Raw genomic sequence first — 21349 nt, forward strand, 5'->3', positions numbered from 1 at the left:
GCCCTTCGGGGCGTCGGGTGCGGCCCTTCGGTGTGCCGCGTACGGCCCATGGAGTGGACTCTCCGGAAGCTTCGGCGCGTTTTCTCACCTAATGTCGCGAATATCGCCACTCACGGTCGTCGGCAGAGGAGAGCGTGTGACCACCCCCGTACCTCCCCGCGATCGTCCCGACCAGCCCTGGCGCTCCGAGGGGGCGCCCCCGCCCCCGCCGCAGCGGCGGAAGATGCCGGGCGGCTGGGGGCGGCTGCTGCTCACCGCGCTGATCGTCTACCTCCTCGCCAACCTGGTGCTCTCCTTCTTCAACGGCGACGACGAGCCGACCATCGCGTACACCGAGTTCACCAAGCAGGTCGGCGCCGGGAACGTCTCCAAGATCTACTCCAAGGGCGACGCCATCCAGGGCGAGCTGAAGAAGAAGGCGAAGGTCCCCGGCGAGGACACCGAATACACCAAGTTCACCACCCAGCGGCCGGCCTTCGCCGACGACAACCTCTGGGACGAACTGGTCGACGACGACGTCACCGTCACCGCCGAGCCGGTCGTCCAGCAGCGCAGCTTCCTCGCCAACCTGCTGATCTCGCTCGCGCCGATGCTGCTCCTCGTCCTGCTCTGGGTGTTCATCGCCCGGCGGATGTCGCGCGGCGGCCCCGGCGGCGGCATGGGCGGCTTCGGACGCAAGGCCCCGCCCAAACCGGTCGCCCTGGAGAGCGGCACCCGCACCACCTTCGCGGACGTGGCCGGCATCGACGAGGTGGAGGGCGAGCTCAACGACGTCGTCGACTTCCTGAAGAACCCGGACGCCTACCGGAAGATGGGCGCCCGCATGCCCGGCGGGGTCCTCCTCGCCGGACCGCCCGGCACCGGCAAGACGCTCCTGGCGCGCGCCGTCGCGGGGGAGGCCGGGGTGCCGTTCTTCTCCGCGTCCGCCTCCGAGTTCATCGAGATGATCGTCGGCGTGGGCGCCGGCCGGGTGCGCGAGCTCTTCGCCGAGGCCCGCAAGGTCGCGCCCGCCATCGTCTTCATCGACGAGATCGACACCATCGGCCGGGTCCGCGGCGGCGGCGCCGGCATGGGCGGCCACGACGAACGCGAGCAGACCCTCAACCAGATCCTCACCGAGATGGACGGCTTCTCCGGCTCGGAGGGCGTGGTCGTGCTGGCCGCGACCAACCGGGCCGACGTCCTCGACCCCGCCCTCACCCGGCCTGGCAGGTTCGACCGCATCGTGCAGGTCAGCCCGCCGGACCGGGGCGGCCGCGAGGCCATCCTGAAGATCCACACCCGGCAGATCCCGCTCGCCGACGACGTCGACCTGTCCCGGGTGGCCCGCTCCACCCCCGGCATGACCGGCGCCGAGCTCGCCAACCTCGCCAACGAGGCGGCGCTGCTCGCCGTCAAGCGCAAGGGAGCCGAGGTGGAGCAGACGGACCTCTCCCAGGCCCTGGAGAAGGTCCAGCTCGGTGCCGAACGCCCCCTGGTCATGCCGGAGGAGGAGCGCCGCAGGACCGCGTACCACGAGAGCGGCCACGCCCTGCTCGGCATGCTCCAGCCGGGCGCCGACCCGGTGCGCAAGGTCACCATCGTGCCGCGCGGCCGGGCCCTGGGCGTGACGCTCTCCACCCCGGACGCCGACAAGTACGCGTACACCGAGGACTACCTGCGCGGCCGGATCATCGGCGCCCTCGGCGGCATGGCCGCGGAGCACGTGGTCTACGACGTGATCACCACGGGCGCCGAGAGCGACCTGGAACAGGTCACCAGCCTGGCGCGCGGCATGGTCGGACGCTGGGGGATGAGCCACCGGGTCGGCCGCCTCACGGCCATCCCGGCCGACGCCCAGCAGGCGTACGGGCTGTCGGCGGCGCCCGCCACGCTGGACGCGATCGACGAGGAGATGCGGCGCATCGTCGACGAGTGCTACGAGGACGCCTGCCGGCTGCTGCGGGAGAACCGCGACCGGCTCGACTCGCTCGCCGAGGCGCTGCTGGCGGACGAGACGCTGGAGGAGGCGGAGGCGTACCGCGCGGCGGGGATCACCCGGCTGGAGAAGCCGCATCCGGCGTGAGGGGCTCCGCACACACAGGAGCGCGTGCGCGGGGCGGGCCGTCGCGGCCCGTACACAGGCATGCGAGCGCGTCCCGGCCCGCACACAGGAGCGTGCGAGGGGCGGGCCGTCTCGTCCGTCCCTCGCACGCCCGGTGCCGGGAGCGGATCTCAGCAGACGCAGACTAGGTAGCGGAAGACGTTCGGCATCCACACCGTGCCGTCGGACCGCCGGTGCGGATGGAGTGCCTCCGCGACCTCTTTGGCGACCTGTCCGCAGTCCGTCGCCGCCACCGCGGCGTCGAAGAGCCCCGTCGAGAGCAGCCCGCGGACCGCGCTGTCCAGGTCCGCGTAGCCGAACGGGCAGGACACCCGGCCCGAGCCGTCCGGTTTCAGCCCCGCCCGGGAGGCGACCTCCTCCAGATCGTCCCGCCGCGCCGGGCGCCGGGTGCCGGAGCGCCCGCCGCCGGACGGGTTCGCCAGCCGGTCCGCCACCTCCAGCACCGCCGCCGTGGCGCACCGCTCGGGCGGCCCCCAGCCGGTCAGCACCACGGTCGCGCCCCGGGCCGCCAGCGGTACGGCGGACTCCAGCGCGGGGGTGAGCTCCTCCCCGTCGCCCGCCGTGCAGCCGATCGGGTCGAAGGCGGTGACCAGGTTGTACGGTGCCCCGTCCGCGGGCACCGCCGCCGGGAGACCGTCGACCAGGCGCGCGGGTGCGCCGGTGCTCGGGCCGTGCGGCCCGGCTCTTCCGCCCGGCCCCTCCGCGCCCGGGGGCAGCAGCCGTTCCCGGGCCAGGGCGAGCCGGTCGTGGTCGGTGTCCACCCCGGTGACCCTGGCTCCGCGGGCCGCCGCGATCAGCAGGGCGAGCCCGGAGCCGCAGCCGAGGGAGAGCAGGCGCGTGCCGGATCCGACTTCGAGCCGTTCGTAGACCGCTTCGTACAGCGGTGACAGCATCCGCTCCTGGATCTCTGCCCAGTCGCGGGCACGGGTACCGGTGTCCACCGGAGCGGGGGTGTCCGCGTACCTGTGGTTCCGGACGAGCGTTGGTGTCATGGATGTACCCCAATCGCCAAGAGGGTTCGGTCGTGCCCGAATGGGCGCCCCGCGTGCGGGCGTCGGCGTCCCCGTATGTCAGGGAACTGCGCATCAGCCGCCGCGTCCAGGGGGCGCAGGGTCATTCATTGCGCGCCCCGGTCGTGCGCCCTGTGGGGGCGGGGGTGCGCCGCACCGCCGACTCTCGCCGTCGGGAAGGCGGTACCGACTCGCTTCGCGGACCCTGCGGTCCGCCGGGTGGCACCCGGGTCCGGTGGTCCGCGGTGGGCGGCGGCCATCCGGAACGCGAGCCTCCCGTTCCTTCCGCCCAGTCTCACCCGACACCCGGAGCGCAGCACGTCGAACGCCCCGGGGACCGCGTACGCCGTGGTCACGGGGGTGGTCGCGGAGCTCGGCGGACCGCCCGCGGGTGCGCCCCGCCGCGTCCGGGAACGGTGGGCGGGGCCGGTGCTCCGTTCGGGCGGCGGGAGCGGTAGCCTCGCCCCGACCGCGTGCGGGCCGGGTGGATCCCTCGGTCACGAGCCCCGCCGCAGGCCTCCGTGGCGGCCCGGGGCCCCCGCCCGGCGATCGCGAAAGCATGCGAAAGCGGTACGGACCCGTGCACTCCGACCAGAGCGTCTACGCGTTATTACGTACGGCCTTGGTGGGAGCTGTGAGGCTTCTCCGCAGATCGGCGTACCCGCCCGCGTACACGGGGCATCGCCGCCAACCGGCTGGTACGTGCAAATTATTTGGGATGCCCCGGAATAGGAACACCGAGGCCCCCAGGCTCGTTATCACGACGTGAGCACGACACCACCTGTACTTGCCGCAGAGCTGGCGCAGGCGTGGGCCGACATTCAGCGGTACCACCCCGAGCTGCCCGATCTCGCCGCACCCGAGTCCCTGATCGGAGAGTCCTCGTCCGCCTGTGGCGCCGAACTCTCCTTCGAGCGACTGCTCCACGAGGCAGTCCACGGCATCGCCGCCGCCCGAGGTGTCCGCGACACCTCCCGCGCCGGCCGTTACCACAACCGACGTTTTCTCGCGATCGCCGAAGAGCTGGGCCTCGACCACACCGAGGAGCCCCACCCCAGCAGCGGTTTCTCCCTGGTCACCCTCAACCCGGAGGCGAAGCGGCGGTACCGGCCCACGGCCGAGCGCCTCCAGCGCGCGCTGAAGGCGCACACCGTGGCGACGGCGGCCGACACCAAGCGGTCCTTCCGGGGCCCGGCGGCCCGCCACGGCTCGTCCGGCGGCGGCGTCCGCGTCAAGGCCGTCTGCGACTGCGGACGCAACGTCCGGGTCGTCCCCTCGGTCCTCGCCCAGGCGCCGATCGTCTGCGGGGGCTGCGGGAAGCCGTTCCGTATCCCGGAAGCCACCGTCGCGGTGGGGTGAGTCGATGGTGTGTGGCACAATGGACAGCTGCACTCGACAGTCGCACAGGACCCCTCTCTCCTCCGGCTGACGCGTCCATCGGGCACCTCGAGTGCCACAACCCCACGTGGCATTTTGTTGTGCCCAATCCCGTCAAGACCAGGAGACACCACTCCCGTGGCAGTCAAGATCAAGCTGAAGCGTCTGGGCAAGATCCGTTCGCCTCACTACCGCATCGTCGTCGCCGACTCCCGTACCCGCCGTGACGGCCGGGCCATCGAGGAGATCGGTCTGTACCACCCGGTGCAGAACCCGTCCCGCATCGAGGTCAACGCGGAGCGCGCGCAGTACTGGCTGTCCGTCGGCGCCCAGCCGACCGAGCCGGTCCTCGCGATCCTCAAGCTCACCGGTGACTGGCAGGCCCACAAGGGCCTCCCGGCCCCCGCGCCGCTGCTGCAGCCGGAGCCCAAGGCTGACAAGCGCGCCCTGTTCGAGGCCCTGACCTCCGACGGTGACGAGGCCAAGGGTGAAGCCATCACCCCGAAGGCCAAGAAGTCCGAGAAGAAGGCTGACGAGGCGGCCGACGCTGCCGAGTCGACCGAGGCCTGAGCATGCTCGAGGAGGCTCTCGAGCACCTCGTGAAGGGCATCGTCGACAACCCCGACGATGTGCAGGTCGCCTCGCGTGACCTGCGCCGCGGGCGCGTGCTGGAGGTCCGGGTACACCCCGACGACCTCGGCAAGGTGATCGGCCGCAACGGCCGCACCGCGCGTGCTCTGCGCACGGTCGTGGGCGCCATCGGCGGCCGCGGCATCCGTGTCGACCTCGTCGACGTGGACCAGGTGCGCTGAAAGAGTTGAACACCGGCAAGGGCCGGGGAGGGCTTCACAGCCGTCCCCGGCCCTTGTCGTCGCTCCGGCCCCGAGGGGTGCCCGGGGCGGCCCTCCCGTACCCCCGGCGCTGACGCCCGGCTCCCGCCGGCCGCCCGCGTCCGCCCCATCAATCGGAGAATCAGCGTGCAGTTGGTAGTTGCGCGGATCGGCCGCGCCCACGGCATCAAGGGCGAAGTCACCGTCGAGGTCCGCACGGACGAGCCCGAGCTGCGACTCGGCCCCGGTGCCGTGCTCGCCACCGACCCGGCGGAAACGGGACCGCTCACGATCGAGACCGGCCGGGTGCACAGCGGCCGGCTGCTGCTCCGCTTCGCGGGCGTGCACGACCGGACCGGCGCCGAGGCGCTGCGCAACACCCTGCTGATCGCCGAGGTCGACCCGGACGAGCTCCCGGAGGACCCGGAGGAGTTCTACGACCACCAGCTGATCGACCTCGACGTGGTGCTCGCGGACGGAACCGAGATCGGCCGGATCACCGAGATCACCCATCTGCCCTCGCAGGACCTGTTCATCGTGGAGCGCCCGGACGGCAGCGAGGTGATGATCCCCTTCGTCGAGGAGATCGTCACCGAGATCGACCTGGAGGAGCAGCGGGCCGTCATCACCCCGCCGGCCGGCCTGATCGACGAGAGCGAGGCGGTCGTCGCCTCCTCGCGCGACGAGGAGGCCGACGGCGAGGGCCCCGGCGAAGGCTCCGGGACCGACGCGGGGAGCAAGGCGTAATGCGGCTCGACGTCGTCACGATCTTCCCCGAGTACCTCGACCCGCTGAACGTCTCGCTCGTGGGCAAGGCCCGCGCCCGGGGCAGCCTCGGCGTGCACATCCACGACCTGCGGGAGTGGACGTACGACCGCCACAACACGGTCGACGACACCCCGTACGGCGGCGGACCCGGCATGGTCATGAAGACCGAACCGTGGGGCGACGCCCTCGACCAGGTGCTCGCCGACGGCTACGAGGCCGGCGCTCACAGTCCCGTCATGGTCGTGCCCACGCCCAGCGGGCGCCCCTTCACCCAGGAACTCGCGGTCGAACTCTCCGAGCGGCCGTGGCTGGTCTTCACCCCGGCGCGGTACGAGGGCATCGACCGCCGTGTGATGGAGGAGTACGCCACCCGCATGCCGGTCGTCGAGGTCTCCATCGGCGACTACGTGCTGGCCGGCGGGGAAGCCGCCGTCCTCGTGATCACCGAGGCGGTGGCCCGCCTGCTGCCCGGCGTCCTCGGCAACGCCGAATCGCACCGCGACGACTCCTTCGCCCCCGGCGCCATGGCCAACCTGCTGGAAGGCCCCGTCTACACCAAGCCGCCCGAGTGGCGCGGCCGGGCCATCCCCGACGTGCTGCTCACCGGCCACCACGGGAAGATCGCACGGTGGCGACGGGACCAGGCGTTCGCCCGTACCGCGCTGAACAGGCCCGATCTGATCGAACGCTGCGCCGCGAGCGACTTCGACAAGAAGGACCGGGAGATCCTCTCGATCCTCGGCTGGGCACCGGAGCCCGGTGGCCGATTTTGGCGCAGGCCTTCCGACGTGGAAGAATGAGCAGCTGCTGTACGTCCGGCGTGCGCCCCTGCCACAGGGGGAACGACGTCCGACCGGCGTGATCAGCACTTCGATCTTCCAGACGATCTCCCGTCGATGACCTGTGGCATCGGCGAAGAAAGCAGACACAATGGCTTCCCTGCTCGATGGCGTCAACGCCGCCTCCCTGCGTTCGGACCTCCCGGCGTTCCGCGCCGGTGACACCGTCAACGTCCACGTGCGCGTGATCGAGGGCAACCGCTCCCGTATCCAGCAGTTCAAGGGCATCGTCATCCGCCGCCAGGGCGCGGGCGTCAGCGAGACCTTCACGGTCCGCAAGGTCTCCTTCAGCGTCGGCGTCGAGCGCACCTTCCCGGTGCACAGCCCGATCTTCGAGAAGATCGAGCTCGTCACCCGCGGTGACGTCCGTCGCGCCAAGCTGTACTTCCTCCGTGAGCTGCGCGGCAAGGCCGCGAAGATCAAGGAGAAGCGCGACCGCTGAGCTGACACCGACGTCCACAGCGCGGCCGGATAGGCTTCGGCCGCGATGGACACGGAAGAACAGCACACGAAGCGCGATCGCTCCGCCGGACCTGCGAAAGGTCCGGGGGCGCGGTCGCGCTTTTCGCGTTCCGGGGCTCTCGGGCCTTTTGGCGGTACGTCCCCCGATCCCGACGGGCCCCAGCCCCCCGGTGAGTCCGACGGGTCCGGTGCGGCCGGTCCGCCGGGGCGGGACGGCGGCGATCGGGCCGGGCGCGGCCCCGCGCTGCGGCGGGCGGCTCTGCTCTGCGCCGCCCTGCCGGCCGCCGTGCTCCTCCTCAGCGCCTTCGTCGTGCAGCCCTTCCTCATCCCGAGCGGCTCCATGGAGTCCACGCTGCGGGTCGGGGACCGGGTGTTCGTGAACAAGCTGGCGTACCGTTTCGGCTCCGTGCCGGAGAGGGGGGACGTCGTGGTCTTCGACGGCACCGGCTCCTTCCTCCCGGAGACCGCCGGCGGTAACCCCGTCACCGGGCTGCTGCGCGGCGCCGCCGCGGTCCTGGGCCTCGCCGACGCCCCGGACACCGACTTCGTGAAACGCGTCGTCGGGGTGGGCGGCGACCACGTGGTCTGCTGCGACACGGAGGGCCGGCTGGAAGTGAACGGCACCCCCCTGGACGAGGAGTACCTGCACGCGGGGGACGCCCCTTCCCGGGTGCCGTTCGACATCGTCGTCCCCGACGGCACCCTGTGGATGATGGGCGACCACCGGGACCGGTCCAGCGACTCCCGCAGCCACCTCGGGGAGCCCGGGGGCGGCATGGTGCCCGTCGACGAGGTGATCGGACGGGTGGACTGGATCGGCTGGCCCTGGAGCCGGGCGGGATCCCTGGCCGGTTCCGGCGCGTTCGACGGCGTACCGGAGCCGGGCGGCTCGCATGGGTAGCCGCGGCCGCGGGAGCCGCTCCGGTCCCGGAGGAGGGTCCTCGTACGGCTCCGGTCCCGAGGGGTCTTCGTACGGGTCTGCCCCCGAGGGGTCTTCGTACGGGTCCGGTCCTGAGGGGGCTTCCCACGGCTCCGGTCCCGAGGGGGCCTCGTACGACACCGGGGACGCGGGGGCCTCGTACGACACCGGGGACGCGGGCCGTTCCGCTTCCCCGGCCGGGACCGGGGGCGCGCGTTCGGCACCGACCCGGGCCGAGCGCCGCAGGCTGGCGCGCCGGGTCGCGCGGCGGCGTCGCAGGTCCAGGGTGACCGAGATCCCCCTCCTGCTCGTGTTCGCGCTGCTCATAGCCCTGCTCCTCAAGACCTTCGTCGTCCAGGCCTTCGTGATCCCCTCGGGCTCGATGGAACAGACCATCCGGATCGGCGACCGGGTTCTGGTCGACAAGATGACGCCGTGGTTCAACGCCGAACCGCAGCGGGGCGACGTGGTGGTCTTCAAGGACCCCGGCGGCTGGCTGGGGGAGGGCGAGACGGTGGGCACCGGCACGGCGCCGGTCGGGATCCGGCAGGCGAAGGAGTTCCTCACCTTCATCGGACTGCTGCCCTCCGCCGACGAACAGGACCTGATCAAGCGTGTGGTCGCGGTCGGCGGGGACACCGTGAAGTGCTGCGGGAAGGACGGCCGGCTCACGGTCAACGGGGTGGCCGTCGACGAGCCCTACCTGAACCTTGGGGATGTGCCATCGGCCATCCAATTCGAGGTAAAGGTTCCCGAGGGCCGGATCTTCGTGATGGGCGACCACCGGTCCAATTCCGCCGACTCCCGCTACCACCTCGGCAACGGTTTCCACGGCACTGTGCCGCTCTCGGACGTCGTGGGGCGCGCCGTGGTCATCGCCTGGCCTGCGGGGCACTGGGCCACGCTGGGGCAGCGCGACGCGTTCGCGGGGGTTCCGGACGCGGCGTCGGGAGCGTCGGCCGCGCCGCGTCTCTCGCATAGTGTGTCCCACCAGGATCCCTACGGAATGATCCCGCTCCCGACCCCTGCGGAACTCCCGCTCGTTATGGGAGTGATGGGCCTGCGTCGCATCCGGCGCGGGCGGTGGCACGGATTGAGGAGTGGATGTGGGGGATTTGGCGGTCGGCGCACGATCCGGACACGACGAACCCGAGGACCGGCCCGGACGGACCGGGGACCCCTCGGAGACGGCGGCGGACCGGACGGGGGATGACGACGCCCCGGACGGCGCCGCCTCGGGCCCCAAGCAACGTTCCTTCTGGAAGGAGCTGCCGCTCCTCATCGGGATCGCGCTCGTTCTGGCTCTGCTGATCAAGACCTTCCTGGTCCAGGCGTTCTCGATTCCCTCGGACTCGATGCAGGACACGCTCCAGCGCGGTGACCGGGTGCTGGTGGACAAGCTGACCCCGTGGTTCGGCTCCGAGCCGGAACGCGGCGAGGTCGTCGTCTTCCACGACCCCGGCGGCTGGCTGGAGGGCACCACCACGCCCGACCCGAACATCGCGCAGAAGTTCCTCAGCTTCATCGGACTCATGCCCTCCGCCGAGGAGAAGGACCTGATCAAGCGGGTCATCGCGGTCGGCGGCGACACGGTGGAGTGCAAGCTGAACGGCCCCGTCACGGTGAACGGGAAGGCGCTGGACGAGAAGTCCTTCATCTACCCGGGCAACACCCCCTGCGACGACAAGCCGTTCGGCCCGATCAAGGTTCCGAAGGGCCGGATCTGGGTCATGGGAGACCACCGCCAGAACTCCCTGGACTCCCGGTACCACCAGAGCCTCCCGGGCCAGGGCACCGTCTCCGTGGACGACGTCGTCGGCCGTGCCGTACTGGTGGCCTGGCCCGTCAACCGCTGGGCGACGCTGCCCGTGCCCAGCACCTTCGACCAGCCCGGTCTGAACGCCGCGGCGGCGGCAGCGCCGGCCGCGCTCGGTGTGGCGGGGGCGCTGCCCCTGGTCTTCTGGCGTCGCAGGAGGCTGACCCGGGACCGTACCGACGGGTAGTGTGCCGACTCGGATCAGCGATTGTCGATCTCCGATGGGGGACGCTGGGATGAGTGGTGCAGGACGTACGGGAGACGGCCGCGGCCGGCTCGGCAATGTGTTGTCGGGCCTGGTCGTGGCCGTCGGCTGTGTGCTCTTCCTCGGCGGGTTCGCCTGGGCGGCGCTGGTGTACCGGCCGTACACCGTGCCGACCGGGTCGATGTCCCCGACCGTGGAGACCGGGGCCAAGGTGCTCGCGCAGCGGATCACGGGCGACGAGGTGCGGCGCGGCGACGTCGTGGTCTTCACCGACAAGGCGTGGAGCGGCTCCCCGATGGTCAAGCGGGTCATCGGGATCGGCGGCGACACGGTGGTCTGCTGCGACGCGAAGGGCCGGCTCACCGTCAACGACGAGCCGGTCGAGGAACCGTATCTGCGGACACCGGCGGGTGCTGACGGCGCCTCCGGCGGCCTCAGCGGCTCCGGGGCTTCCGGAGCTTCTTCCGGTACCTCCAGCGACTCCGGTGCTTCCGGCGACTCCGGACAGGCCGCTTCCACGGAGTTCAGTGCGGAGGTCCCCGAGGGAGAGCTCTTCCTGCTCGGTGACGACCGTGCGATCTCCCTGGACTCCCGCGTCCACCTGACGGAGGAGGGACAGGGCTCGGTGCCGCGCACCGCGGTCGAGGCACGGGTCGACGCGGTGGCCTGGCCGTCCGGGCACATGCTCGACCGGGCCGAGGGGTTCGCCGGACTTCCCGGCGGCATCTCGTCCCAGGGGCCGCTGCCGCTTCAGCTCGGCGCCGTGGTGGTGGGTGTGGTGCTGATCCTGGCCGGCTGCGCCTACGGGCCGGTCGCCGCGTGGACGCGGCGCGGGAAGTCCGCGAAGGCGAAGGCGGTGGCGGGTGGCCGCTGAGATCCGGACGGTCGCGCGGGTCGTGCTCCTCGACCCGCAGGACCGGATTCTGCTGATGCACGGTTTCGAGCCCGACGACCCCGGCACCACCTGGTGGTTCACGCCCGGCGGCGGGCTGGAGGGCGACGAGAGCCACGAAGAGGCCGCCCGCCGCGAGCTCGCGGAGGAGACCGGCATCACGGAGGTCGAACTCGGCCCGGTGCTCTGGAAGCGCAGATGTTCCTTCCCGTTCGACGGGCGTCGCTGGGAACAGGACGAGTCGTACTTTCTCGCGCGAACGGAACGGACCGCCACCGACCTGGGGGGCCTGACCGACCTGGAGCGCCGCAGTGTCACGGGTCTCAGGTGGTGGACTTCCGCCGAACTGCAGGCGACCCGTGAGACGGTGTACCCGACCAAGCTCGCCGAGCTGCTGCGCAGGCTGCTCGACGAGGGTTCTCCGAGTGTTCCGCTGATTCTCGCCCCCGAAATCGCTTGAACGTCCGGGGGCGTCACCGGCTGCAGCACAATGGGGGAACGCACGGCTGAAGGGGACGCATGCCATGAGCGCCGAGGACCTCGAAAAGTACGAGACCGAGATGGAGCTGAAGCTCTACCGGGAGTACCGCGACGTCGTCGGTCTGTTCAAATTCGTGATCGAGACCGAACGTCGCTTCTACCTCACCAACGACTACGAGATGCAGGTGCACTCGGTCCAGGGGGAAGTGTTCTTCGAGGTGTCCATGGCGGATGCCTGGGTCTGGGACATGTACCGGCCGGCGAGATTCGTCAAGCAGGTGCGTGTGCTGACCTTCAAGGACGTGAACATCGAGGAGCTCAACAAGAGCGATCTCGAACTCCCGGGAGGCTGACGGACCGCCTCGCGAGGGCGGGAAGAACCTTTCCGCGGGTGTGTGAAGCGGGCCGCGGGGTCTGTGAAGCGGGCTGCGGGGTCCCTGAAAGGGCACACGGGGTGTGCGGTGGGCCGCAGAGTTCGGTGAAACGGCACATGGGGCGGGCGCAGCAGCACGCGATAGTGAGACGGATCGTTTCCTCGGCCCGTCAATCCGGGCGACCCGGTCATCCTCAAGGGTGGCCGGGTTTTCCACATCCGGGAAGTTGTCCACCAAGATCCACAAGGATCGGCCGCTCCGCGCAGAGTCGGTGCCGGAGGTGGTGCCGGATGAAGAACGCACGAGGGGCACTCGGGCGGTACGGCGAGGAGTTGGCGGCGCGGCTGCTGACCGACGCGGGGATGGCCGTGGTGGAGCGCAACTGGCGCTGCCGGGCCGGAGAGATCGACATCGTCGCGCGCGACGGAGACGCACTCGTCGTCTGCGAGGTGAAGACCCGCAGATCGACGGCGTACCAGCACCCGATGGCGGCGATCACCCCGGTCAAGGCGGAGCGGCTGCGGCGGCTCGCGGAGCTGTGGCTCGACGCGCACGGGGGGCCACCGAGGGGCGGCGTCCGCATCGACCTCGTCGGGGTGATCGTGCCCCGGCGGGGCGGCCCGGTCGCCGAGCACGCCCGGGGGGTGGCCTGAGATGGGCTTCGCGCGAGCCTGTTCCGTCGCCCTGGTCGGCGTGGAGGGCGTGGTGGTGGAGGTCCAGGCGGACCTGGAACCGGGAGTGGCGGCCTTCACGCTGGTCGGGCTGCCGGACAAGAGCCTGGTCGAGAGCAGGGACCGGGTCAGAGCGGCCGTCGTCAACTCCGGTGCCGAGTGGCCGCAGAAGAAGCTCACGGTCGGTCTCTCCCCGGCCTCCGTACCGAAATCCGGCTCCGGGTTCGACCTCGCCGTCGCGTGCGCCGTACTCGGCGCCGCCGAGCGGATCGATCCGTCGGCGATCGCCGACGTCGTCATGATCGGCGAGCTGGGCCTGGACGGGCGGGTGCGCCCGGTACGCGGGGTGCTGCCCGCCGTCCTCGCCGCCGCCGAAGCGGGGTACGACCACGTGGTGGTCCCGGAGCAGACCGCCGGGGAGGCGGCACTGGTCCCGGGCGTCTCGGTCCTCGGCGTACGGAGCCTGCGCCAGCTGATCGCGATCCTCAGCGACGAACCCGTCCCCGACGAACCGGCGGGCCAGGTGAGCCGCCCCGACGCCCTGCTCGCCGGGCTGATGGTGCCCGGCTCCGGGTTCGGCGCGGGGCTCGCCCCGGCCGGCGGACCGGGCGGGACGTACCGCAAGGACCTGCGCGATGTCGCCGGACAGAGCAGAGCGCGCAGGGCCCTGGAGATCGCCGCGGCGGGCGGACACCATCTGCTGCTCTCGGGCCCCCCGGGCGCGGGCAAGACGATGCTGGCCGAACGGCTGCCGGGCATCCTGCCACCACTGACCCGGCGGGAAGCCCTGGAGGTGACGGCGGTGCACTCGGTCGCCGGAATCCTCCCGCCGGGCGAGCCGTTGGTGAGTGTCCCGCCGTACTGCGCCCCGCATCATTCGGCCACCATGCAGTCGCTCATCGGCGGCGGCAACGGACTGCCGAGACCCGGCGCGGTCTCCCTTGCGCATCGCGGGGTGCTGTTCATGGACGAGGCCCCCGAGTTCTCGGCCAGGGCCCTGGACGCCTTGCGCCAGCCCCTGGAGTCCGGACACGTCGTGGTGGCCCGGGCGGCGGGCGTGGTCAGACTGCCGGCGCGCTTCCTGATGGCGCTGGCGGCGAACCCGTGTCCCTGCGGCCGGCACAGTCTGGGCGGGGCCGGATGCGAATGCCCGCCCGCAGTGGTGCGCCGCTACCAGGCCCGGCTCTCCGGACCGCTCCTCGACCGGGTGGACCTGCGCGTCGAGGTGGAGGCGGTGACCCGCGCGGACCTGGTGGAAGGCGGCGGCCGGGGCGAGTCGACCGAGGCCGTGGCCGCCCGGGTGCGGGAGGCCCGTGCGCGCGCCGCCGAGCGGCTGGCCGGCACGCCCTGGACCACCAACAGCGAGGTGCCGGGCCACGAGCTGCGGACCCGGCTGCTCGCCGCCCCCGGAGCGCTGACCGCCGCCGAACGGGACATGGAGCGCGGTGCCCTGACTGCGCGTGGGCTGGACCGGGTCCTGCGGGTCGCCTGGACCGTCGCGGACCTGCGCGGCGCGGACCGCCCGGACGCTTCGGACGTGGCCGTCGCTCTTGAGCTGCGCACCGGTGTCCAGCGCGGAGTGCCGATGAAGGCGAGGGCCTCGTGACAGGGGAACGGTGGGGGGCCCGGCCGCAGGACCGGGAGAAGACGGAGGATCCGGGGCAGACGGGGCAGACGGGGCAGCTGGAGAAGGCGGGGCAGTCGGGGAAGGCGGGGCAGCCGGGGGAAGGCGGCACGGACGCGAGGACACCCGGAATCCCGGAACACCGGGAACACGCGGAACACCCGGAACACCGGGAAGAACACCCGGAACCTACCGGGAGCTGCGGGCCGGACACCGTACGGCTGGCGCGGGCCGCGCTCACCAGGATCGTCGAACCCGGGGACGAGCGGGCCGGCCGGTGGCTGCGCGCGCACGGGCCCGTCGAGGTACTGCGCCGCCTGACCGCGTACGACGGGTCGCCCCAGAGCCTGCCCGGGATGACGGCGGCCCGGCTCGCCGGATACCGCATGCGGGCCGCCGCGGCCGACCCGGAGCGGGACCTGGAGGCGATGGCCCTGGCCGGAGGGCGGTTCGTCGTCCCGGGCGACCCGGAGTGGCCCGGGCAGCTGGACGACCTCGGCGACGCCCGTCCGGTGGGGCTCTGGATCCGGGGCGGCCCCGACCTGCGGCTCTGGGCGCTGCGTTCGGTCGCGGTGGTCGGCGCGCGGGCCTGTACCCCGTACGGCGCCCACATGGCGGCGACGCTGGGCGCGGGGCTCGCGGAGCGGGGCTGGGTGGTGGTCTCCGGAGCCGCCTTCGGCGTGGACGGCGCGGCGCACCGGGGAGCGCTGGCCGCCAAAGGCGCGACGGTCGCGGTCCTCGCGTGCGGGGTGGACGTCCCCTACCCGCGGGGCCACGCGGAGCTGATCGGCCGGATCGCGCGGGAGGGCCTGCTGGTGGGGGAGTTACCACCGGGCACCCACCCGACCCGCAGCAGGTTCGTCCTCCGCAACAGGGTGATCGCCGCGCTGACCAGGGGCACGGTCGTGGTCGAGGCCGAATACCGCAGCGGCTCCCTGGTGACCGCCCGGGGCGCCCAACGGCTCGGCCGCTTCACCATGGGCGTACCGGGGCCCGCGACCAGCGGACTGTCGGCAGGCGTCCACGAACTGCTGCGCGGCGAAGGGGTACTGGTCACCGACGCGGCCGAAGTGGCCGAACTGGTCGGCGACATCGGCGACCTCGCCCCGCTCCGCCGCGGGCCCGTGCTCCCGCGCGACCTGCTCGGCCCGGTCGCCTCCGCGGTCCTGGAAGCGCTGCCCCGTGAAGGGACCGCCCGGGTGCGCGACGTCGCCCGGTCCGCGGGCACTTCGGCCGACGAGACGCTCGCGCGACTGTACGAACTGCACTCACTGGGGTTCGTCGAACGGGAGGGCGACACCTGGCGTCCGGCGTCCGGGCCGAGACCCAACGACGACGCCCGGCGAGGCGGTACTTGACCTGGGGCATTCGGGTGAAAAGGTAAGCGGGGTGACCTACGGAGTTCGTGCGGCGCCACTCCCGGGGCCGATGCGTACGGCGTCGGCCCCGGTCGTCCGGTACGCCCGGCGGCGGGAGCGCGCGCGGCATCCGTGCGCTCCACCCGTCCCCGTCCGACGCGCGCCGCGAGGCCCCAGTCACGCTACGCTCACAGGTCTTCACTCCCCACAAGTCCCCAGTACTTCACGGCAGAACGGCTCAAGGCACCACATGCCCCAGCACACCTCCGGGTCTGACCGCGCGGCAGTACCACCCGCTGCGCGTGGCACTGTGCGGCCCTCCGCCCCTTCCTCCCTCGAAGAGTTGTGGCGTACGTACAAGTCCACGGGAGACGAGCGGCTGCGGGAGCAACTGATCCTGCACTACTCACCGCTCGTCAAGTACGTCGCGGGCCGGGTCAGCGTGGGGCTCCCGTCCAATGTCGAGCAGGCGGACTTCGTGTCCTCGGGCGTCTTCGGACTGATCGACGCCATCGAGAAGTTCGACATCGAGCGGGCCATCAAGTTCGAGACGTACGCGATCACGCGCATCCGGGGCGCGATGATCGACGAACTCCGTGCGCTGGACTGGATCCCGCGCTCCGTGCGTCAGAAGGCGCGGAACGTCGAGCGCGCGTACGCCACGCTCGAAGCGCAGCTGCGGCGCACCCCGTCGGAGTCCGAGGTCGCCGCCGAGATGGGGATCGCCCTGGAGGAACTGCACGCTGTCTTCAGTCAGTTGTCGCTGGCGAACGTAGTGGCCCTGGAGGAGCTGCTGCACGTCGGCGGGGAAGGCGGCAACCGGCTCAGCCTGATGGACACGCTGGAGGACACCGCCGCCGACGATCCGGTGGAGGTCGCCGAGGGCCGCGAGCTCAGACGTCTGCTCGCCCGCGCCATCAATACGCTCCCCGACCGGGAGAAGACCGTGGTCACGCTCTACTACTACGAGGGCCTCACGCTCGCCGAGATCGGCAACGTCCTCGGAGTCACCGAGAGCCGGGTCAGCCAGATCCACACCAAGTCGGTCCTCCAGCTCCGCGCGAAACTGGCCGACGCCGGCCGCTGACCGGCGCGCCCGGCCGCCTCTCCTCCCGCCGGACGCCGAGGTAGGGCACTTCACGGGCACACCCCCCGCCGTACAGTGGAGCCGTGCCCAGGATTCGAGCGGCCTCCGTGGCCGAGCACCGGACCATGCAGCGCGGCGCCCTCCTGGACGCCGCGCGCTCCCTGCTTTCCGAGGGCGGGACGGAGGCATTGACCTTCCCCGCGCTCGCCGAACGCACGGGTCTCGCCAGGTCGTCGGTGTACGAGTACTTCCGTTCCCGCGCCGCCGTCGTCGAGGAACTCTGCGCCGTCGACTTCCCCGTGTGGGCGGCCGAGGTGGAGAACGCCATGGCTCGGGCCACCACGCCCGAGGAGAAGATCGAGGCGTACGTCCGCAAGCAGCTCGAACTGGTCGAGGACCGGCGCCACCGTGCCGTGGTCGCCATCTCCGCCAGCGAGCTCGACGCCGGGGCCCGCGAGAAGATCAGGGCCGCGCACGGCGGACTGATCACCATGATCGTCGAGGCCCTGGGCGACCTCGGGCACACCCAGCCGAGGCTCGCGGCGATGCTGCTCCAGGGCTCCGTCGACGCGGCGGTGCGCCGGATCGAGCTGGTCGTGGCCGAGGAACCGGGCGTGATCGCCGAGACCGCCGTCGCCATGATCCTGCGCGGCGTACGGGGCTGAACCCGCCGCCCGGCCTCTTCGGGCAGGGGGACGCCCGACACCGGAAGCAGCCGTGACGGGCCCCGCCTCAGCAGGGCGGACGGCAGCAGCGAGAGCGGGTCGACGTAGGTGTCCCCGCGCCGCACACCCCAGTGGAGACACCCCCGCGTGCAGTGCGAAGGGCCCGCTTCCGTCACCGCTACCGGTGCGCCCGCCCGGACCTCGTCGCCGACGCGCACCGACGGGCGCACGGGTTCGTACGTGGTGCGCAGCGGTGGATCGCCGCTCTCCGCCAGTTCCACGGTGAGAACCCCGCGCCCCGCCACCCGGCCCGCGAACACGACGCGTCCGGACGCGACCGCCAGAGCCCGGGTGCCGGGCGGTGCGGCGAGATCGACGCCCCGGTGACCGGGCGCGTACGGACCGGCGGGCGGCTCCCAGCCCCGTACCACCACCGGCCGCCCCGCGAGGGGCCAGGACCGGGTGCCGTTGTCGGAGTCGGAGTCGGAGTCGGAGTCGGAGCCGGAGCCGGAGCCGGAGCCGTTGTCGGAGCCGGAGCCGGAGCCGGTCGGGGCGGGCGCCTCGGCCGACGGGTCGCCCGGCGTGCGCGCCGACGCTCCGGCCGGAGCGTCGGCGCCGAGCGTGAGAAGGCCGAGTGCCAGGAGTAAGGGAACGAGGCGGGCCGCCCCCGGCACCCATGCCCATGCCCCCGCCCGCGCCCGTACTCGTGCCCGCACCCGCACCCGTACTCGTGCCCATGTCCGTGCCCGTACCGGCTTCCGTGCCCGAGGCGGGACCGTGGTCGTGTGTGTCCGCTGCATGCCGGAACCCTCCCCCGGAGGGCCGCTGCCGGGGGATCTTGGGCCCCGGCTGTGGAGTACTCGCCGGTTGTGGACAACGCCGTCACCCGACACGCGAAGGGTCCCGTACACTTCTTGTGGCGACCCGGGTGACCGGGTCGACTTCGCACGCCCCGCCACCTCCCTCTCAGCGGACGGTGGCCGCGCCTCTCGGTCCTTCGTGGCACGGCGCGTGGGGCGTCAGGCGCGACAGCAATCCTGCGGTCGCGGAACCGAGTACCTCAAGGAGATGGCCATGGCCGTCGTCACGATGCGGGAGCTGCTGGAAAGCGGCGTCCACTTCGGTCACCAGACCCGTCGCTGGAACCCGAAGATGAAGCGCTTCATCTTCACCGAGCGCAACGGCATCTACATCATCGACCTGCTCCAGTCGCTGTCGTACATCGACCGCGCCTACGAGTTCGTCAAGGAGACCGTCGCGCACGGCGGCTCCATCATGTTCGTGGGTACCAAGAAGCAGGCCCAGGAGGCCATCGCCGAGCAGGCGACGCGCGTCGGCATGCCGTACGTCAACCAGCGTTGGCTCGGTGGCATGCTCACCAACTTCTCCACCGTCTACAAGCGCCTTCAGCGTCTGAAGGAGCTCGAGCTCATCGACTTCGAGGACGTGGCCGCCTCCGGCCTCACCAAGAAGGAGCTCCTGGTCCTCTCCCGCGAGAAGGCCAAGCTGGAGAAGACCCTCGGTGGCATCCGCGAGATGCAGAAGGTCCCCAGCGCCGTCTGGATCGTCGACACCAAGAAGGAGCACATCGCCGTCGGTGAGGCGCGCAAGCTCCACATCCCGGTCGTCGCGATCCTCGACACCAACTGCGACCCCGACGAGGTCGACTACAAGATCCCGGGCAACGACGACGCGATCCGCTCCGTCACCCTGCTCACCCGCGTGATCGCCGACGCCGTCGCCGAGGGCCTCATCGCCCGTTCCGGTGCCGCCACCGGTGACTCGAAGCCGGGCGAGAAGGCCGCCGGCGAGCCCCTCGCCGAGTGGGAGCGCGACCTGCTCGAGGGCGACAAGAAGGACGACGCCGAGGTCCAGGCCTCCGCCGAGACCGAGAAGGCCGCGGACGCCGAGCCGGCCGAGGCCGCCGCCGAGACCGCCGAGGTCGAGGCTGCCGCCGAGACCGAGCAGGCCTGACACCTCCGTCACGGCTGACTGACGGCGGGGGCCGGTGCCATGCGCACCGCCCCCGCCGTTCACCCGTAGATCTTTCAGACTTCGAGAGAGAAACACAGACTCATGGCGAACTACACCGCCGCTGACGTCAAGAAGCTCCGCGAGCTCACCGGCGCCGGCATGATGGACTGCAAGAAGGCGCTCGACGAGGCCGACGGCAGCGTCGACAAGGCCGTCGAGGCGCTCCGTATCAAGGGCCAGAAGGGCGTCGCCAAGCGCGAGGGCCGCTCTGCCGAGAACGGCGCGGTCGTCTCGCTCATCTCCGACGACAAGACCTCCGGCGTTCTGCTCGAGCTGAAGTGCGAGACCGACTTCGTCGCCAAGGGCGAGAAGTTCCAGGCCGTCGCCAACACGCTCGCCGCGCACGTCGCCGCGACCTCCCCGGCCGACCTGGCCGCGCTGCTCGCCTCCGAGATCGAGGCCGGCAAGACCGTCCAGGCGTACGTGGACGAGGCCAACGCCAACCTCGGCGAGAAGATCGTCCTGGACCGCTTCGCGCAGTTCACCGGCGGTTACGTGGCTGCGTACATGCACCGCACGATGCCCGACCTCCCGCCGCAGGTCGGCGTGCTCGTCGAGCTGGACAAGCCGAACGCCGAGGTCGCCAAGGACGTCGCGCAGCACATCGCCGCCTTCGCCCCGAAGTACCTCAGCCGCGACGAGGTCCCGGCCGAGACGGTCGAGAACGAGCGTCGTGTCGCCGAGGCCACCTCGCGCGAGGAGGGCAAGCCCGAGGCCGCCCTCCCGAAGATCGTCGAGGGTCGCGTCAACGGCTTCTTCAAGGACGTCGTCGTCGTGGAGCAGTCCTTCGCCAAGGACGCCAAGAAGACGGTTCAGAAGGTTCTCGACGAGGCCGGTGTCTCCCTGAAGCGCTTCACGCGCATCAAGGTCGGCATCTGAGTCCCGTCCGCGAATGACGGTGGACCCGGATAGGGTCTGATGCAGTCGTCGGCCGCACACCTGCCGAGCGACCGCAGATCTGACGAGGAGGCCATTGCCGCAGAGGGACACCAGACCCACCGGCAATGGCCTTCTTCGTATGTGCACGAGGAGAATTTCCATGGACAAGGGCGCGGACGCCAAACAGGTTGACCACAAGCGCGACGAGAAGGTGTCCGGACGCTTCATGCTGAAGCTGTCCGGTGAGGCCTTCGCCGGTGGCGGCGGACTCGGAGTCGATCCCGACGTCGTGCACGCCATCGCCCGCGAGATCGCCGCAGTGGTGCGCGACGGTGCGGAGATCGCCGTCGTCATCGGCGGCGGCAACTTCTTCCGCGGCGCCGAGCTGCAACAGCGCGGCATGGACCGGGCCCGGTCCGATTACATGGGCATGCTCGGCACCGTGATGAACTGCCTGGCACTCCAGGACTTCCTGGAGAAGGAGGGCATCGACTCGCGCGTACAGACCGCCATCACCATGGGCCAGGTCGCCGAGCCGTACATTCCCCTCCGTGCCGTTCGCCACCTGGAGAAGGGGCGCGTCGTGATCTTCGGCGCAGGCATGGGCATGCCGTACTTCTCCACCGACACCACCGCTGCCCAGCGGGCCCTGGAGATCGACGCCGAGGCGCTCCTGATGGGCAAGAACGGCGTCGACGGGGTCTACGACTCCGACCCGAAGACCAACCCCGGCGCGGTGAAGTTCGACGCGCTGGAGTACAGCGAGGTGCTCGCCCGCGATCTGAAGATCGCCGACGCCACCGCGATCACGCTCTGCCGCGACAACCAGCTCCCGATCCTGGTCTTCGAACTGACCGCCGCGGGCAATATCGCCCGTGCCGTCAACGGTGAGAAGATCGGCACGCTCGTGAGTGACGAGAGCACCCGGGCCTGACGGCCCACGGATGGACAACGG

Annotated in this window: 22 protein-coding genes and 1 pseudogene; 21 read left to right on the forward strand and 2 right to left on the reverse strand. The window is 71.4% G+C overall.

Features of this window, described 5'->3' with window-relative positions; translation table 11 throughout:
* Window positions 1-136: 136 nt before the first annotated feature.
* On the forward strand, window positions 137-2065 hold the full coding sequence (gene ftsH, locus ACWCWD_RS14485) for an ATP-dependent zinc metalloprotease FtsH (RefSeq protein WP_450772912.1): 1929 nt from the start codon (window positions 137-139) through the stop codon (window positions 2063-2065).
* Window positions 2066-2214: 149 nt separating this feature from the next.
* Here ftsH and ACWCWD_RS14490 read toward each other — a convergent pair whose 3' ends face one another.
* The gene (locus tag ACWCWD_RS14490) at window positions 2215-3096 is read right to left on the reverse strand and encodes a class I SAM-dependent methyltransferase (RefSeq protein WP_450772914.1); all 882 of its coding nucleotides are present in this window, start codon (window positions 3094-3096) and stop codon (window positions 2215-2217) included.
* Between the two features lie 783 nt (window positions 3097-3879).
* Between ACWCWD_RS14490 and ACWCWD_RS14495 the strand changes: the two genes are divergently transcribed.
* The 17 genes from ACWCWD_RS14495 (at window position 3880) to ACWCWD_RS14575 (ending at window position 17481) form a co-directional block, all read left to right on the forward strand.
* On the forward strand, window positions 3880-4473 hold the full coding sequence (locus ACWCWD_RS14495) for a hypothetical protein (protein WP_386894042.1): 594 nt from the start codon (window positions 3880-3882) through the stop codon (window positions 4471-4473).
* 156 nt (window positions 4474-4629) lie between these two features.
* On the forward strand, window positions 4630-5061 hold the full coding sequence (gene rpsP / locus ACWCWD_RS14500) for a 30S ribosomal protein S16 (RefSeq protein WP_266709635.1): 432 nt from the start codon (window positions 4630-4632) through the stop codon (window positions 5059-5061).
* Window positions 5062-5063: 2 nt separating this feature from the next.
* Window positions 5064-5303, forward strand: a complete 240-nt coding sequence (locus ACWCWD_RS14505) for an RNA-binding protein (protein WP_014153811.1) — start codon at window positions 5064-5066, stop codon at window positions 5301-5303.
* A gap of 165 nt (window positions 5304-5468) precedes the next feature.
* Window positions 5469-6068 carry a ribosome maturation factor RimM gene (rimM, locus tag ACWCWD_RS14510; protein ID WP_450772917.1) on the forward strand — a complete coding sequence of 200 codons (600 nt, stop codon included), beginning with the start codon at window positions 5469-5471 and terminating at the stop codon, window positions 6066-6068.
* Entirely contained in the window at window positions 6068-6889 is an 822-nt protein-coding gene (gene trmD, locus ACWCWD_RS14515) for a tRNA (guanosine(37)-N1)-methyltransferase TrmD (protein WP_450772919.1), read from the forward strand. Before rimM ends, trmD begins: the two co-directional genes overlap by 1 nt.
* Before the next feature lie 130 nt (window positions 6890-7019).
* Window positions 7020-7370, forward strand: coding sequence for a 50S ribosomal protein L19 (gene rplS, locus ACWCWD_RS14520; RefSeq protein WP_266709644.1), 351 nt, complete (start codon window positions 7020-7022; stop codon window positions 7368-7370).
* A 45-nt stretch (window positions 7371-7415) separates the two neighbouring features.
* Window positions 7416-8291, forward strand: coding sequence for a signal peptidase I (lepB, locus tag ACWCWD_RS14525; protein ID WP_450772920.1), 876 nt, complete (start codon window positions 7416-7418; stop codon window positions 8289-8291).
* Complete coding sequence (gene lepB, locus ACWCWD_RS14530; RefSeq protein ID WP_450772921.1) at window positions 8284-9522, forward strand: signal peptidase I; 1239 nt, start codon at window positions 8284-8286, stop codon at window positions 9520-9522. The genes lepB (ACWCWD_RS14525) and lepB (ACWCWD_RS14530) overlap by 8 nt, the downstream gene beginning before the upstream one ends.
* Window positions 9425-10312 (forward strand): signal peptidase I, encoded by an 888-nt coding sequence (lepB, locus tag ACWCWD_RS14535; RefSeq protein WP_450773047.1) that lies wholly within the window; start codon window positions 9425-9427, stop codon window positions 10310-10312. Before lepB (ACWCWD_RS14530) ends, lepB (ACWCWD_RS14535) begins: the two co-directional genes overlap by 98 nt.
* A gap of 49 nt (window positions 10313-10361) precedes the next feature.
* Window positions 10362-11204, forward strand: coding sequence for a signal peptidase I (gene lepB / locus ACWCWD_RS14540; RefSeq protein ID WP_450772922.1), 843 nt, complete (start codon window positions 10362-10364; stop codon window positions 11202-11204).
* Window positions 11194-11682, forward strand: a complete 489-nt coding sequence (locus ACWCWD_RS14545) for an NUDIX hydrolase (protein ID WP_450772924.1) — start codon at window positions 11194-11196, stop codon at window positions 11680-11682. The genes lepB (ACWCWD_RS14540) and ACWCWD_RS14545 overlap by 11 nt, the downstream gene beginning before the upstream one ends.
* Before the next feature lie 64 nt (window positions 11683-11746).
* Entirely contained in the window at window positions 11747-12055 is a 309-nt protein-coding gene (locus tag ACWCWD_RS14550) for a DUF2469 domain-containing protein (protein WP_043444228.1), read from the forward strand.
* A gap of 311 nt (window positions 12056-12366) precedes the next feature.
* Window positions 12367-12729 carry a YraN family protein gene (locus ACWCWD_RS14555; RefSeq protein ID WP_450772925.1) on the forward strand — a complete coding sequence of 121 codons (363 nt, stop codon included), beginning with the start codon at window positions 12367-12369 and terminating at the stop codon, window positions 12727-12729.
* 1 nt (window position 12730) lies between these two features.
* Window positions 12731-14353, forward strand: a complete 1623-nt coding sequence (locus ACWCWD_RS14560) for a YifB family Mg chelatase-like AAA ATPase (protein ID WP_450772927.1) — start codon at window positions 12731-12733, stop codon at window positions 14351-14353.
* Between the two features lie 239 nt (window positions 14354-14592).
* Window positions 14593-15729, forward strand: a complete 1137-nt coding sequence (gene dprA / locus ACWCWD_RS14565; protein WP_450773048.1) for a DNA-processing protein DprA — start codon at window positions 14593-14595, stop codon at window positions 15727-15729.
* Window positions 15730-15979: 250 nt separating this feature from the next.
* Complete coding sequence (whiG, locus tag ACWCWD_RS14570) at window positions 15980-16816, forward strand: RNA polymerase sigma factor WhiG (protein WP_327178240.1); 837 nt, start codon at window positions 15980-15982, stop codon at window positions 16814-16816.
* 107 nt (window positions 16817-16923) lie between these two features.
* Complete coding sequence (locus ACWCWD_RS14575) at window positions 16924-17481, forward strand: TetR/AcrR family transcriptional regulator (RefSeq protein ID WP_450773049.1); 558 nt, start codon at window positions 16924-16926, stop codon at window positions 17479-17481.
* A 155-nt stretch (window positions 17482-17636) separates the two neighbouring features.
* Here the strand turns inward: ACWCWD_RS14575 and ACWCWD_RS14580 are convergent.
* Window positions 17637-18281: pseudogene (locus ACWCWD_RS14580) on the reverse strand (peptidoglycan DD-metalloendopeptidase family protein); the annotation flags it as partial.
* 274 nt (window positions 18282-18555) lie between these two features.
* On the opposite strand from ACWCWD_RS14580, the gene rpsB reads away from it, so the two are divergent.
* The 3 genes from rpsB (at window position 18556) to pyrH (ending at window position 21328) form a co-directional block, all read left to right on the forward strand.
* On the forward strand, window positions 18556-19455 hold the full coding sequence (gene rpsB / locus ACWCWD_RS14585; RefSeq protein WP_266709663.1) for a 30S ribosomal protein S2: 900 nt from the start codon (window positions 18556-18558) through the stop codon (window positions 19453-19455).
* A 102-nt stretch (window positions 19456-19557) separates the two neighbouring features.
* Window positions 19558-20394: a translation elongation factor Ts gene (gene tsf, locus ACWCWD_RS14590; RefSeq protein ID WP_386894062.1), complete on the forward strand. Its 837-nt coding sequence runs from the start codon at window positions 19558-19560 to the stop codon at window positions 20392-20394.
* Between the two features lie 160 nt (window positions 20395-20554).
* On the forward strand, window positions 20555-21328 hold the full coding sequence (pyrH, locus tag ACWCWD_RS14595) for a UMP kinase (RefSeq protein WP_450772930.1): 774 nt from the start codon (window positions 20555-20557) through the stop codon (window positions 21326-21328).
* Window positions 21329-21349 lie beyond the last annotated feature (21 nt).

This window comes from Streptomyces sp. NPDC001493 (assembly GCF_053597235.1).